The sequence below is a fragment of the Halomonas sp. CKK8 genome (assembly GCF_029625235.1).
Lineage (GTDB): Bacteria > Pseudomonadota > Gammaproteobacteria > Pseudomonadales > Halomonadaceae > Halomonas > Halomonas ventosae.
Genome location: NZ_CP121193.1, coordinates 3,819,528 through 3,832,787, shown reverse-complemented (window position 1 = coordinate 3,832,787; position 13,260 = coordinate 3,819,528). Strand labels below are relative to the sequence as shown.

Annotated in this window: 11 protein-coding genes; 8 read left to right on the top strand and 3 right to left on the bottom strand. The window is 67.5% G+C overall.

The features are described 5' to 3' along the window. Positions 1-137: 137 nt before the first annotated feature. Positions 138-1,244 carry a hybrid-cluster NAD(P)-dependent oxidoreductase gene (locus P8934_RS18115; protein ID WP_278032243.1) on the top strand — a complete coding sequence of 369 codons (1,107 nt, stop codon included), beginning with the start codon at positions 138-140 and terminating at the stop codon, positions 1,242-1,244. Between the two features lie 19 nt (positions 1,245-1,263). Here the strand turns inward: P8934_RS18115 and P8934_RS18110 are convergent, their stop codons facing one another. After that, positions 1,264-2,040, bottom strand: a complete 777-nt coding sequence (locus P8934_RS18110; RefSeq protein ID WP_278032242.1) for an SDR family NAD(P)-dependent oxidoreductase — start codon at positions 2,038-2,040, stop codon at positions 1,264-1,266. A gap of 70 nt (positions 2,041-2,110) precedes the next feature. Then, positions 2,111-3,907, bottom strand: coding sequence for an NAD(P)/FAD-dependent oxidoreductase (locus P8934_RS18105; protein ID WP_278032241.1), 1,797 nt, complete (start codon positions 3,905-3,907; stop codon positions 2,111-2,113). Positions 3,908-4,260: 353 nt separating this feature from the next. On the opposite strand from P8934_RS18105, the gene P8934_RS18100 reads away from it, so the two are divergent. After that, positions 4,261-6,216, top strand: a complete 1,956-nt coding sequence (locus P8934_RS18100) for a sigma-54-dependent Fis family transcriptional regulator (protein WP_278032240.1) — start codon at positions 4,261-4,263, stop codon at positions 6,214-6,216. Positions 6,217-6,278: 62 nt separating this feature from the next. Here the strand turns inward: P8934_RS18100 and P8934_RS18095 are convergent, their stop codons facing one another. Next, the gene (locus tag P8934_RS18095; protein WP_278032239.1) at positions 6,279-7,310 is read right to left on the bottom strand and encodes a LacI family DNA-binding transcriptional regulator; all 1,032 of its coding nucleotides are present in this window, start codon (positions 7,308-7,310) and stop codon (positions 6,279-6,281) included. A gap of 119 nt (positions 7,311-7,429) precedes the next feature. On the opposite strand from P8934_RS18095, the gene ltnD reads away from it, so the two are divergent. The 6 genes from ltnD to P8934_RS18065 all read left to right on the top strand — a co-directional run bounded on the left by ltnD (position 7,430) and on the right by P8934_RS18065 (position 13,205). Then, entirely contained in the window at positions 7,430-8,365 is a 936-nt protein-coding gene (ltnD, locus tag P8934_RS18090) for an L-threonate dehydrogenase (protein ID WP_278032238.1), read from the top strand. A gap of 2 nt (positions 8,366-8,367) precedes the next feature. Then, on the top strand, positions 8,368-9,675 hold the full coding sequence (gene otnK / locus P8934_RS18085; protein WP_278032237.1) for a 3-oxo-tetronate kinase: 1,308 nt from the start codon (positions 8,368-8,370) through the stop codon (positions 9,673-9,675). Next, a complete protein-coding gene (gene otnC, locus P8934_RS18080) occupies positions 9,672-10,319 on the top strand; it encodes a 3-oxo-tetronate 4-phosphate decarboxylase (RefSeq protein ID WP_278032236.1) in 648 nt (215 codons plus the stop codon). The genes otnK and otnC overlap by 4 nt, the downstream gene beginning before the upstream one ends. 24 nt (positions 10,320-10,343) lie before the next feature. Beyond that, positions 10,344-11,138, top strand: coding sequence for a 2-oxo-tetronate isomerase (otnI, locus tag P8934_RS18075; RefSeq protein WP_278032235.1), 795 nt, complete (start codon positions 10,344-10,346; stop codon positions 11,136-11,138). Between the two features lie 40 nt (positions 11,139-11,178). Next, complete coding sequence (gene denD, locus P8934_RS18070; RefSeq protein WP_278032234.1) at positions 11,179-12,141, top strand: D-erythronate dehydrogenase; 963 nt, start codon at positions 11,179-11,181, stop codon at positions 12,139-12,141. Positions 12,142-12,203: 62 nt separating this feature from the next. Next, positions 12,204-13,205: a TRAP transporter substrate-binding protein gene (locus P8934_RS18065; protein ID WP_278032233.1), complete on the top strand. Its 1,002-nt coding sequence runs from the start codon at positions 12,204-12,206 to the stop codon at positions 13,203-13,205. The last annotated feature ends 55 nt before the right edge of the window (positions 13,206-13,260 follow it).

The following is a 13,260-nucleotide window of genomic DNA, read 5'->3' as shown; positions in this document are numbered from 1 at the left end:
GGGAGGCAGGAGGCCACGGGCATGTCCGTGTCGCTGGCAGGCAAGTCGCGGCCCCTCAGGCTGCGCAGAATGCGCTCAACGGCTGGCGGTGGTACCGCGGTCGGAGGCCTTCATGCTGCAGCCCGGGCGACACGACAATGACAATGAGCTTTCTCAATCCCGTCACGACCCAGACCTGGACCAACGGCCGTCACCTGGTGCGCTGCGTCAAGGTGATCCAGGAGACCTGGGATACCCGCACCTTCTGCTTCATGGCCGAACAGCCGGTGATGTTCTTCTTCAAGCCGGGACAGTTCGTGACCCTGGAACTGGAGATCGACGGCCAGCAGGTGATGCGCTCCTACACCATCTCCAGCTCCCCCTCCGTGCCCTACAGCTTCTCGATCACCGTCAAGCGCATTCCGGGGGGGATGGTCTCCAACTGGCTGCACGACAACCTGGGGGTCAACGACGAGTTGGCGGTGCACGGGCCGGCAGGCAACTTCAACGTCATCGACTACCCCGCCGACAAGGTGCTGATGCTCTCCGGCGGGGTAGGGATCACGCCGCTGATGTCCATGGCACGCTGGTTCTTCGATACCAATGCGGCGGTGGACCTGCAGTTCGTGCACAGCGCTCGGACGCCGCGCGACATCATCTTCCACCGCGAGCTCGAGCACATCTTTTCGCGGATCCCCGAATTCAGGCTGCATATCGTGTGCGAGCGCAGCGACGAGCTGGGCGACGCCTGGGCCGGCTTTCGCGGCTACCTCGGCCTGCCGATGCTCGAGCTGATGGCGCCGGACTTCATGGACCGCGAGATCTTCTGCTGCGGCCCCACGCCCTACATGCTGGCCATCAAGCAGCTGCTCCGGGCCCAGGGCTTCGACATGAGCCGCTACCATGAGGAGTCCTTCGGGGCCACGCCGGTCGAGGTGCAGGAGGAGGTCCTGGAGCATGTCGAGCAGGCAGAGGCGGAGGCCGAGGAGCTCGATGTCGCCGACATGATCAGCGTCGAGTTCCGCCAGTCCGGCAAGAGCGTGCGCATCCAGCCGGGCGACACGGTGCACACCGCGGCGGCCAAGCTGGGCCTGCACATTCCCAAGGCCTGCGGCATGGGGATCTGCGGGACCTGCCGGGTCCCGCTGGCTTCGGGCCAGGTCGACATGGAGCACAACGGCGGCATCACCGACGAGGACGTGGCGGACGGCTATATCCTCTCCTGCTGCAGCAAGCCACTGGGCGACGTGGTGGTGGAGTATTGACCGCGCCGCCCTCGGTCTTTCAGAGCGAAAAGCCACCATCGACGGCAATGGCCTGCCCCGTCACATGTTCCGCACAGGCCAGATAGACGGCCAGCTGGCCCATGTCCTCCGGGGTCTGGGCCACGCCCTGGGGTAGCAGCGTCTTCTGGTGGCGCTCCCAGGAGGCCTCCTCGCTCTCGCCCTCCTGGCGCCAGCGTCCCGAGAGCCCCTCCTCGCCTCGCCACATCCCGGTGCCGACGATGCCCGGGCAGAGCGCGTTCACGGTCACCCCCTCCGTCGCGACCTCCTTGGCGACGGCATTGGTGAAACCGATGACCGCGAACTTCGAGGCCGAGTAGTGGGACAGGTCCGGGAAGCCCACCTTGCCCGCGATCGATGCCACGTTGATGATCCGGCCGAAGCGTCTCGGGCGCATCATGCGCAGTTCCGCCTGGGTGCAGAGGAAGACCCCTCTGGCGTTGACTGCCATGATCCGGTCCCAGTCATCGGCCGAGAGCTCGGCGACCGACTTGATGCTGATGATCCCAGCGTTGTTGACGGCGATATCGAGGTGGCCGAAGGCGGCTGCCACGTCATTGACCAACTGGTTGATCGAGTCGGGCTCCGCCACGTCGACCTTCAAGGCCAGGCTTCGCCGGCCCAGTGCCTCGACCTTGCTGGCCGTTTCCCTGGCGATGTCGATATCCAGGTCAGCGACTGCCACGTCTGCCCCGGCCTGTGCCAGGGCCAGTGCGACTCCCTGTCCGATGCCGCGGCCACCGCCGGTGACCAGCGCCGTCTTGCCATTGAGTTGCATAGGGGATGCTCCCTTGAAGCGTGAAGGTGCTGGCCCGACACGCTCGGCGTGCCGGACCGTTGCGGGGGGATCAGGCGAGGTGGTGGACCTCCTGCAGGCCGTAGACCGGTGTCGGGATGCCCTCCTGGCGCGCCTTGAGCTGCAGTGCCAGGTACCGGGAGTAGTGGCGCGACTGGTGAAGGTTGCCGCCGTGGAACCACAGCGCCTCCTGCTGGGTGGGTTTCCACATGTTGCGCAGCTCGCCTTCCCAGGGCCCCGGATCCTTCGGGGTGTCGGAGCCCAGGCCCCAGCACTTGCCGACCTTGTCGGCCACCTCCTGGGAGATGATGCGTGCCGCCCAGCCGTTCATGGAGCCGTAGCCGGTGGCATAGACGATGAGGTCCGCGGGTAGCTCGGTGCCGTCGGTGAGGGTCACCGAGCGCGGGTTGATGCACTCGATGCCGACGCCACTGCGCAGCTTGATCTCGCCGTTGGCGACCAGGTCGCAGGCACCCACGTCGATGTAGTAGCCCGAGCCCCGCCGCAGGTACTTGAGGAAGAGGCCGGAGTCATCGGAACCGAAGTCCAGCAGGAAGCCGGCCTCCTCCAGCCGCTGGTAGAACTCGGCGTCCCGCTCGCGGATCTCGTCGAAGGCCGGCTTCTGGATGTCGGGCAGCACCTTGTAGGGGATCGAGGCGAAGATCAGGTCGGCCATGTCGTGGGTGATGCCGCTGCGCACGGCCTCCTCCGAGTAGAGCGGGCCGAGCACCACGTCCATCAGCGAGTCGGACTTCACGATATGGGTCGAGGAGCGCTGCAGCATGGTGACGTCGGCCTCGTTCTCCCAGAGCGCCGCGCAGATGTCGTGGGCGGAGTTGTTGGCACCCACCACGACCACCTTCTTGCCGCGATAGGCGTCCGGCCCGGGGTGCTGGCTGGAGTGCTGCTGCTCGCCCTCGAAGCGCTCGGCGCCCGGGAAGTGGGGAACATTGGGCATGCCCGACATGCCGGTGGCCAGCACCAGTTGCTGCGGCCGCAGCGTGACCCGCTCGCCGTCGCGGTTGACCTCGACGATCCACTCGCCCCTGCTCTCGTCGTAGCGGGCGCCCTCGCATTCGGTGGCGCCCCAGTAGTTGAGCTCCATCACTTTCGTGTACATCTCCAGCCAGTCGCCCAGCTTGTCCTTGGGCGCGAAGACCGGCCAGTTCTCGGGGAAGGGGATGTAGGGCAGGTGGTCGTACCAGACCGGGTCGTGCAGGCAGAGCGACTTGTAGCGGTTGCGCCAGGAGTCGCCGGGCCGCGGGTTCTTCTCCACCACGATGGTGGGGACATCCAGCTGGCGCAGGCGGGCGGCGAGCGCGATGCCACCCTGGCCGCCGCCGATGATCACGCAGTAGGGCTGGCGCGTGTAGCCCAGCTCCTGCTGCTCGCGCCGGCGCGCCTCCAGCCAGGTCTCGCGTGACTTGCTGGCCCCATGCTGGGCGCCCTTGGGGCGGCGCTCCCGGCTGGGCTCGGGATGGTCCTTGAGCTCCTGCATGGTGGTCAGCAGCGTCCAGCACCGGCCGTCCTTCAGACGCAGCAGCCCCTTGCCGTTGGCCACTGCCGTCTCGAAGGTGATCCAGGCCTCGATCACGCCATCGGCCTCGTTGGCCTCGCCGTCCAGGCGCCAGTTCGTGGGTCGCGTCTCGTCCAGGGTCGCCTCCAGCATGGCCTGGATCTCCTCCTTGCCCTCCAGCGTCTTGAGGTTCCAGGTGAAGGTGACCAGGTCCCGCCAGTAGCACTCCTCGCCGAACAGGTCCACGACCTGCTGGCGGTCTCTCTCGTGCAGGGCGGCCTCGAACTGCTCCAGCCATTGGGTGACGTCTTGGGTCGGCGTGCGTGTTGTCATCATTGTTCTCCACTGCTCGTCATGGGTAATCCCCCCTGGCTACAGCAGCATTCATGCCAGGCGCGGGACGCGATGGCCGGCATGGCTTTCAATGCATTGAAAAACAGGGAAATTGAGTTCTCTGGGCAGGGCCGGGGCCCGCCGGGCATCGGTGTCCTGGGCCGGCGGATGGCGTGCCACCTGTCACGCCCATGACGGCCAGGACGTTACAGCTGTAATGCCCGACCAAGGGCGAAGGCATTGTCGATTGACTCTCCGCCGGGGCGGCATAGGCTGGGAGCTGGCCTGCCAGACAACAACAACGGTCCCGTCACCCCTTCCTGCCTGGCGAGGCGGGACCCCGGGAGGCAGACATGAGCCTGCAAACCGAACAACGCCAGCATATCGATACCCTGATCCAGCTCAGCGAAGGCCGTGAGACGGGACTCGGTGCCTGCCGCGAGGTGATCCGTCGCTCCTGGGAACGCTGTGTCGATGAATACCGCCTCGACCCCAGCCGACCCCGCCCGGTGCGGGTGCTGACCCAGCAGGCACTGCGCGACCACCAGGAGTCGGTGGACGACCTGCTGCATGTGGCCCGTGCCGGGGTCGACCAGCTCCATGCCCAGGTGGCCCGGCTGGGCTACGTGCTGCTGCTTACCGACCATCGCGGCATCACCGTGGAGTTCCGTGGCCAGCGCCACCGGGACCGGGCGCTGCGCAAGGCGGGCCTCTATCTCGGGGCCGACTGGGACGAGCGCTATGCGGGGACCTGTGCCGTCGGCACCTGCATCCACGACACCCGGGCCATCACCTGTCATCACGGCGAGCACTTCGACGCGACCCACATCAACCTGACCTGCACGGCGGCGCCGATCACCGACCCCCAGGGCAACGTGATCGCCGTCCTCGATATCTCGGCCCTGGAGTCGCCGCGATCCCACGAGAGCCAGAATTTCGGCCTCTCGCTGGTGACGCTCTATGCGCGGATGATCGAGGATGCCTACTTCATGCACCGCTACGGCGACTGCCTGATCCTGCGCTATGACACGGCGCGAGAATTCGTTCACCTCAACGGCCGGGGGCTGATCGCCATCGAGGAGGACGGCACGCTCATCGCCGCCAACGGGAGCGGGCGCGCCCTGATCGACGAGCACCTGCACCGCTGGCCTTCCTGGTCCCCGGACCGCATGCCCTCGATCACCCAGCTGTTCGACGGCGAGATCAGCGATTTCCTGGGCATCCTCTCGGCCGGTGGCGACCAGGTTCGGGCCTTCCGCGCCCGGGCCAGTGATGCCATCTGCTTCGTCACCCTCATCGAGCCGCGAGGGCGGCGTGTCGCCGTGCGCGACCTGCCGGCATCGCCGGCGCCGGTGCCGGCACTCGACCGGCTCGCCTCGGACGACCCGGCCATGCACCGGGTGCTCAAGCTGGCGCGGCGCCTGCGCAACGAGGAGGTGAGCGTGCTGATCACCGGGGAGACCGGCACCGGCAAGGAGGTGCTGGCGCGGGCCCTGCATGACAGCGGCACGCGGGCGACCGGCCCCTTCGTCGCGGTGAACTGCGCGGCCATCCCCGAGTCGCTGATCGAGAGCGAACTCTTCGGCTACCTGCCGGGCGCCTTCACCGGCGGTCGCCGCCAGGGCATGCGCGGGCTGATCCAGCAGGCCAACGGCGGCACCCTCTTCCTGGACGAGATCGGCGACATGCCGCTGCCGCTGCAGTCGCGGCTGTTGCGGGTGCTGGCGGAACGCGAGGTGATGCCTCTCGGCGCCGAGACGCCGGTGAAGGTCGACATCCGGGTGATCACCGCCACCCACCGTGACATGAGCCGGATGATCGGTGACGGCGACTTTCGGGAGGACCTCTACTATCGGCTCAACGGTGCCCAGCTGCGCCTGCCGGCGCTGCGGGAGCGAGCCGACCGGCACTTCGTGATCCGCAGCGTCTACGAGGCGCTGGTCGCCGAGCGCGAGCAGGCCACCCGCCTGCGCGCCGATGCCATGAGTGCCCTGCTGGCCTATGGCTGGCCGGGCAACATCCGGCAGCTGAAGAATGCCCTGGGCTTTGCCCTGGCCACGGTCGAGGGGGACGAGATCACCGTTCATGACCTGCCGGAGGAGTGCCTGGTCGATGCGCCTCCCGCACCGCTCACCCTGGCACAGGGGGACGACGAGGCGGTGGACGACGATGGGCAGGCCCTTCATGAGTTATTGCAGCAGGCCCGGTGGAACATCAGCCAGGTGGCCCGGCGGCTGGGCGTGTCACGCCCCACCGTCTACCGGCGGATGCAGCGCCATGGCCTGGTGCCGCCGAACCAGCGAGGGTGAGGGCGCTCGTGATTCGACCCCGTCAGCGCAGAGGCGTAAGGCCGGCCGCGGGATTCCCAGCCTCAGGTACTCTGGCCGATCATGAGCGTGAAGCCCACATCCTGCTGCGGTTGCGTCACCGGCTGGTGGTCCAGTCGTCTCAAGATCTGCTCTGCCGCCAGTCGCCCCATGGCCTCGCGGGGTGACTGGATGGTGGTCAGGCGCGGTGTGACGTACTGCCCCAGCGGCAGGCCATTGAAGCCGGCGATGGCGATATCCTCGGGGACCCGCAGGCCGAGCCGCTGGGCATGCAGCAGGGCGCCGGATGCCAGGTCATCGTTGGCGAAGTGGATGGCGTCGGCCCCGGGATAGTGCGTTTGAACACGCTCCAGCCCTCTCGCCCCCTCTTCGAGACTGCCGAGCTGGTCGAGTTCGATCAGCAAGGGCTCGAGCCCGGCGGCCTGCAGCACTTCGCGATGTCCCGCGTAACGCATGCTTGCGCGATAGTCATCCGAGAGTCGTGCGCCGACGTAGACCGGTTGGCGATAGCCGCGCTCCAGCAGATGCCTGGCCATGCAGCGGCCCGCTTCCTGGTGGTCCAGGCCGACGTTGAGATCCAGAGCCTCCCCGAGCTCCATCACCTCCATCACGGGGCGGTCACACTCCTTCAGCAATCGACGACACGCCGGGGTGTGCTTGAGTCCCGCCGTAACCAGCGCGGAGCAGGACCAGCCCAGGAACGTTCTGACCAGTTGATGCTCTCGCTCGATGTCATAGTCGGTGTTCCCCAGCAGGATCTGATAGCCGGCCGCCTCGAAGGTGGCCTGGAGCCCCTTGATGACCTCGATGAAGACGGTGTTGGCCAGCGACGGTACGATCACTGCGATGAAGCGGGATCGAGCCGATGCCAGGCTGCCTGCGATCAGGTTGGGTACGTATCCGAGATGCTCCATGGCCTCCAGGACACGCTGTCGCGTTGTGGCATTGACGCGTTCGGGGTCGTTGAGGGCTCGTGAAGCCGTGATGGAGGACACGCCAGCCACTTCAGCCACTTGGGCGAGGGTCGGTTGGTGGGAGCCTCGTCGCTGACGTGACTGTGTCTTGTTTTTAGACATTGGTCGCACCCTCCCTCTCGGCCCTTGCTGCCTGATGATGGATCATCTACAACAATGTTAGCGCTAACATGTTAGCGCTACCAGTCACGGGAATGGTTCCATCATCAGGAGGCCAGCAGGTGAGCGATGCAACCACAGGGGCGCCCCGCGTCGGCGTCATCGGCCTGGGGGCCATGGGCATGGGCACGGCCACTGCGCTGCTTGAGAGCGGCCTGGAGGTCACGGGCTGCGATATCTCCGCCGGGGCACGCGAGGCCTTCGAGGCGCGCGGCGGGCAGAGCGCCGAGACGCCAGCGGCACTGGCGGCCTGCAGCGACATCGTGCTGCTGGTGGTGGTCAATGCCGATCAGGTCGAGCAGGTGCTGTTCGGCCACCAGGGAGTCGTGGGTTCCCTGCATAGGGGTGGCCTGGTCATGCAGTGTGCCACGGTGGCCCCCAGCATCGCGCGTCGCCTGGGCGAGCGGCTCGCCGATGTAGGACTCGAGATGCTCGATGCACCGATCAGCGGCGGCGCCGCCAAGGCGCGCAGCGGCGAGCTCTCGGTCATGGCCTCGGGCGCCGAGAGTGCCTTCGCCATGGCGGCGCCCGTCCTCGAGGCCATGGCTGCCACCGTCTATCGGCTGGGGGATACGCCCGGCGTGGGCTCGAGCATGAAGCTCGTCAACCAGCTGCTCGCCGGGGTGCATATCGCCACCGCCGCCGAGGCGATGGCCCTCGGCATCCGCATGGGACTCGACCCGGATACCGTCTACGAGGTGATCACCCACTCGGCGGGCAACTCCTGGATGTTCGAGAACCGGGTGCCGCATATCCTCAAGGGTGACTACACCCCGCTGTCCGCCGTCGATATCTTCGTCAAGGACCTCAATATCGTCCACGAGACCGGGCGTGAGCTGGCCCTGCCGACCCCGGTCGCCTCTTCGGCACTGCAGCAGTTCACCGCGGCCAAGGGGGCCGGCTTCGGCCGCGAGGACGACGCGGCCGTGATCAAGGTCTACGAGCGGCTGTCGGGCATCACGCTGCCCGAGGCCGCCAACGACGCCGAAGGAGCCTGACCATGGCAATCGTGCTGGGTGCCATCGCCGACGACTTCACCGGGGCCACGGATCTCGCCAATAACCTGGTGCGTGCCGGCATGCGCTGCGTGCAGGCCATCGGCGTGCCCACCGCCGAGGCAGACATCGGTGATGTCGATGCGGTGGTGGTGGCGTTGAAGTCCCGCTCCTGCCCTGCCGGCGAAGCCGTGACGGAGTCCCTGGCAGCGCTGGAGTGGCTGCAGGCCCGGGGCGCCAGGCAGATCTTCTTCAAGTACTGCTCGACCTTCGACTCCACCGACGCCGGCAATATCGGTCCCGTGGCCGATGCCCTCCTGGAGCGATTGGGGAGTGCCCAGACGGCGATGGTCCCGGCCTTCCCGGCCAATCGCCGTACCGTCTATCAGGGCCACCTGTTCGTCGGCGATCGCCTGCTCAACGAGAGCGGGATGGAGCACCATCCGCTCAACCCGATGACGGATGCCGACCTGGTGCGCTTCCTGAGCCGCCAGACCCCCCATGCGGTGGGCCTGGCGGCGCAGCCGGTGCTGGCCCGTGGTGCCGATGCCACACGCGACCATCTTCGTGGCCTGTCGGAACAGGGCGTGCGTCATGTGATCTGCGACACCCTGGACGAACGGGATCTCGAGGTGCTCGCCGAGGCACTGGTCGACTATCCCCTGGTGACCGGTGGGTCGGGGCTGGGACAGGCGCTGCCCGAGCAGTATCGCCGACGTGGCTGGCTTGACGAGGTCTCCGAGCCGGGGCGACTGTCGCCGGCCACTGGCAGTGCGCTGGTGCTGTCGGGGAGCTGCTCGCGTGCCACGCTCGGCCAGGTCGCTCAGTTTCTCGAGCACCACCCCGGCTTCGCCCTGAACCCGCTGGCGCTGGCGGAGGGCGAGGCCCACCTGGCCGAGGCCCTGGCCTTCGCCCGCGAGCAGCTGGCTAACGGCAACCCGGTACTGGTCTATGCCTCGGCGGATCCCGAGCGCGTCAAGGAGGCCCAGGCGGCACTCGGGGTCGAGCGTGCCGGTGACCAGGTGGAGCAGGCCATGGGCCAGCTGGCACGCACTCTGGTCGACGAGGGCGTCGGCCAGCTGGTGGTTGCCGGGGGCGAGACGTCCGGTGCGGTGGTCTCTGCGCTGGGCGTCCGTCAGCTGCGCATCGGTGGCCAGATCGACCCCGGGGTGCCCTGGACCCAGGCGCCTCTGGCGGGCCGCGCGGCACCGCTGTCGCTGGCGCTCAAGTCCGGCAACTTCGGCGCAGAGGACTTCTTCACCCGGGCCTTCACCGTGCTGGAGGAACTGACCGCAGGGGAGGGGAGCGCATGAGCCGACACGACGAGACGCGACTGCGTGAACAGATCGCCACGCTGGGCAAGTCGCTGTTCGACAGGGGCCTGACCATGGGCTCCAGCGGCAACATCAGCCTGCGGCTGGACGATGGCGGCTGGCTGATGACTCCCACCAACGCTTGCCTGGGACGGCTGGACCCGGCGCGCATCTCGCGGCTCGACGGCGAGGGGCGCTGGCAGGAGGGCGACAGGCCGACCAAGGAGCATTTCCTGCACATGGCCATGTATGCCGAACGCCCCCAGTCCGAGGCCATCGTGCACCTGCATTCGACCCATTCGGTCGCGGTCTCCTGCCTGCCCGATATCGACCCCTGTGACTGCATTCCTCCCCTGACCGCCTACTACGTGATGCGAGTGGGCAAGCTGCCGCTGGTGCCCTACCACCTGCCGGGCGATCCCGCCCTGGGGGATGCGGTGCGCGGCCTGGCGGGGCAACACAGTGCCGTGCTGCTCGCCAATCACGGCCCGGTGGTGGCCGGCAAGAGCCTGGAAGCAGCGGTCTATGCCACCGAGGAGCTCGAGGAGACCGCCAAGCTCTATCTGCTGCTGCACGGCCGAAATCCGCGCGCCCTGACACCGGAACAGGTGGCCGAGCTCGAGGCCCGCTTCCCCCGCGACTGACCCGATGCGAAAAGGAAACCGACCATGATCCGACTGGCCGCCAACCTGAGCATGCTGTTCACCGAGCATGACTTTCTCGACCGCTTCGGGGCCGCGGAAGAGGCCGGTTTCCGCGGTGTCGAATACCTCTTCCCCTACGCCCATGCCCCCGAGGCGCTTCGCATGGCACTGGATGAGGCCGGCCTCGAGCAGGTGCTGTTCAACCTGCCGCCCGGCGACTGGGAAGCGGGGGAGCGAGGCATCGCCAGCCTGCCGGGCCGGGAGGCGGAGTTCCGTGACTCCGTGGTCGAGGCGCTGCGCTATGCCGAGGCGCTCGACTGTCCCCGCGTGCATGCCATGGCGGGGCTGCTGCCCCCGGATGCCGATGCCGAGACCCAGGCGGCCCATCAGGCCACCTATGTGGCGAACCTGCGGTTCGCCGCTCGTGAGGCAGCGAAATGCCATCGCGAGGTGCTGGTCGAACCGATCAACACCCGCGACATGCCGGGCTATTTCCTCTGCCGGCAGGGCCAGGCGATGGCGACCCTCGAGGCCGTAGGGGCCGACAACCTGAGGCTGCAGCTCGACTTCTATCATTGCCAGGTCATGGAGGGTGACCTGACCCGCCACCTGGAGCGGCAGTTCGAGCGGGTCGGCCACGTGCAGATCGCCGGCGTGCCGCAGCGTCACGAGCCGGATGTCGGCGAGGTGCACTATCCCGCCCTCTTTGCGCGACTCGAAGCCCTCGGCTACACGGGCTGGGTGGGTTGCGAGTACCGCCCGGCCGCTGGCACCCGCGAGGGCCTCGGGTGGGGCCGTGAGCATGGCCTGAGGCCGTGAACGACGCATGAACCAGGACAACAAGAGGACACCAGACCCCATGCATATCGTCATCACCGGTGCGGCCGGCTTTCTCGGCCAGCGACTCGTCAACCAGTTGCTGGCCCGGGGCGAGCTCAACGGCAAGGCGATCACTCGCCTGACGCTGATCGACCAGGTCGAGGCCCCCAGGCCCGAGGCGGCCGGGATCGAGAGCGACTGCCTGGCGCTCGATATCACGGTTCCCGGCTCCCTCGACTCGGTCCTGCGGGCCCGTCCCGAGGTGATCTATCACCTGGCGGCGGTGGTGAGCGGTGCCGCCGAGGCAGACCTGGATCTCGGCATGCGCGTCAACTTCGATGCCACCCATGCCCTGCTCGAGGGCTGCCGTGCCCATGGCCTGGCCGGCACGCGGTTGATCATGGCCAGCTCCGTGGCGGCCTATGGAGGCGATTTGCCCGAGGTGCTCGACGACATGACGGCGTTGCACCCGCAGAACTCCTACGGCACCCAGAAGGCGATGTGCGAGCTGCTGATCAACGACTACAGCCGTCGCGGCCTGGTCGATGGGCTGGTATTGCGCCTGCCGACCATCGTGATCCGCCCCGGCCGTCCCAATGCGGCGGCCTCGAGCTTCGCCTCCAGCATCCTGCGCGAGCCGCTGAACGGCGAGGAGGCCGTCTGTCCGGTCCCCACCGACCTGGAAATGTTCGTGATGTCGCCGGGCAAGGTGGTCGAGGCGTTGCTGCACGGGGCCGAGTTGCCGGGCGAGGCGCTGGGGCCCTTCCGTGCCTTCATGCTGCCGGGTATCACCGTCAGCGTTGCCGGGATGCTCGCTACCCTGCGCGAGGTGGGCGGCGACGAGGCCCTGGCGCGGGTTCGCCACGAGCCCGATGCGCGCATCCAGGCGATCGTCTCCGGCTGGCCGAGGCGCTTCACTACCCGGCGGGCCGATCAGCTGGGCTTCCACAGCGACAAGGACTTCCGCGAGATCGTCGAGGCGTTCCTGGACGACCGTGCCTGACCCCGGTGCCAACCGGCCCGGGGTCCTTCCCAAGCGTGTCACTGCAAAACGAGGTCATAACAATGAAAGCCACATTCGCACGCCGTACCCTCGCCACCGCCATCGCCGGTGCCACCAGCGCCGCCCTGGCCATGACCGCCCTGAATGCCCAGGCGGCGCAGACCATCAACCTGGGGCATACCCTGTCGGACAGCTCGCACTACTCGGTGGGGGCCGACGCCTTCAAGGAAACCCTCGAACGGCTCAGTGACGGCGAGTTCGAGGTGGTGGAGCACACCTCAGGCGCCCTCGGCGGCGAGCGCGCCATGATCGAGGGATTGCAGATCGGGACCGTCGATGTCGTGATCACCTCCACCGGGCCGCTGGGCAACTTCGTGCCGGAAACCTATGTGCTCGACCTGCCGTTCCTGTTCGAGGACTATGACCAGGCGCGCTGCGTCCTGGACGGCGAGATCGGCCAGGAACTGCTCGACAAGATGGGCAACCATGACCTGGTGGGGCTCGCCTGGAGCGAGAACGGTTTCCGACACATGACCAACAGCAAGCGCGCGGTCAAGACCCCCGCCGATGCCGAGGGCCTGAAGGTCCGCACCATGGAGAACAAGGTGCACATGGAGGCCTTCGAGCAGATGGGCGTGCATCCCACGCCCATGGCGTTCCCCGAGGTCTTCACGGCCCTTCAGCAGGGCACCGTGGATGGCCAGGAGAACCCCATCACGGTGATCGTGGCGACCAAGTTCTGGGAAGTGCAGGACCATCTCTCCCTGACCGGCCATGTCTACTCGCCGGCGGCCGTGCTGGGCTCCCCGATCCTTCTGGATGGGCTCTCCGAGGAGCAGCGCGGCTGGTTCGAGCAGGCTGCCCAGGCGTCGGCCGAGGCCACGCGTGAGGAGGTCTCGCGCCTCGAGCAGGAAGGCGTGGAGCTGCTGCGCGAGAACGGCATGACCGTGGAGACGGATATCGACAAGGCGCCGTTCCAGGAGGCCGTCAAGCCTGCCTACCAGATCTACACCGACCAGTACGGCAGCGAGATGCTCGACAGGATCCGTGCCAGCGACTGCTGATCCGCCGAATCGACCCCCGGCATCCAGGCGGTGCCGGGGCCCTGCCTCACTGCGG

Excerpts from the sequence above, each read along its gene's own strand:
- otnC (WP_278032236.1), top strand. The coding sequence starts at position 9,672 with ATGAGCCGACACGACGAGACGCGACTGCGTGAACAGATCGCCACGCTG.
- P8934_RS18115 (WP_278032243.1), top strand. The coding sequence starts at position 138 with ATGACAATGAGCTTTCTCAATCCCGTCACGACCCAGACCTGGACCAAC.
- otnI (WP_278032235.1), top strand. The coding sequence starts at position 10,344 with ATGATCCGACTGGCCGCCAACCTGAGCATGCTGTTCACCGAGCATGAC.
- denD (WP_278032234.1), top strand. The coding sequence starts at position 11,179 with ATGCATATCGTCATCACCGGTGCGGCCGGCTTTCTCGGCCAGCGACTC.
- P8934_RS18095 (WP_278032239.1), bottom strand. The coding sequence starts at position 7,310 with ATGTCTAAAAACAAGACACAGTCACGTCAGCGACGAGGCTCCCACCAA.
- otnK (WP_278032237.1), top strand. The coding sequence starts at position 8,368 with ATGGCAATCGTGCTGGGTGCCATCGCCGACGACTTCACCGGGGCCACG.
- P8934_RS18065 (WP_278032233.1), top strand. The coding sequence starts at position 12,204 with ATGAAAGCCACATTCGCACGCCGTACCCTCGCCACCGCCATCGCCGGT.
- P8934_RS18110 (WP_278032242.1), bottom strand. The coding sequence starts at position 2,040 with ATGCAACTCAATGGCAAGACGGCGCTGGTCACCGGCGGTGGCCGCGGC.
- P8934_RS18100 (WP_278032240.1), top strand. The coding sequence starts at position 4,261 with ATGAGCCTGCAAACCGAACAACGCCAGCATATCGATACCCTGATCCAG.
- P8934_RS18105 (WP_278032241.1), bottom strand. The coding sequence starts at position 3,907 with ATGACAACACGCACGCCGACCCAAGACGTCACCCAATGGCTGGAGCAG.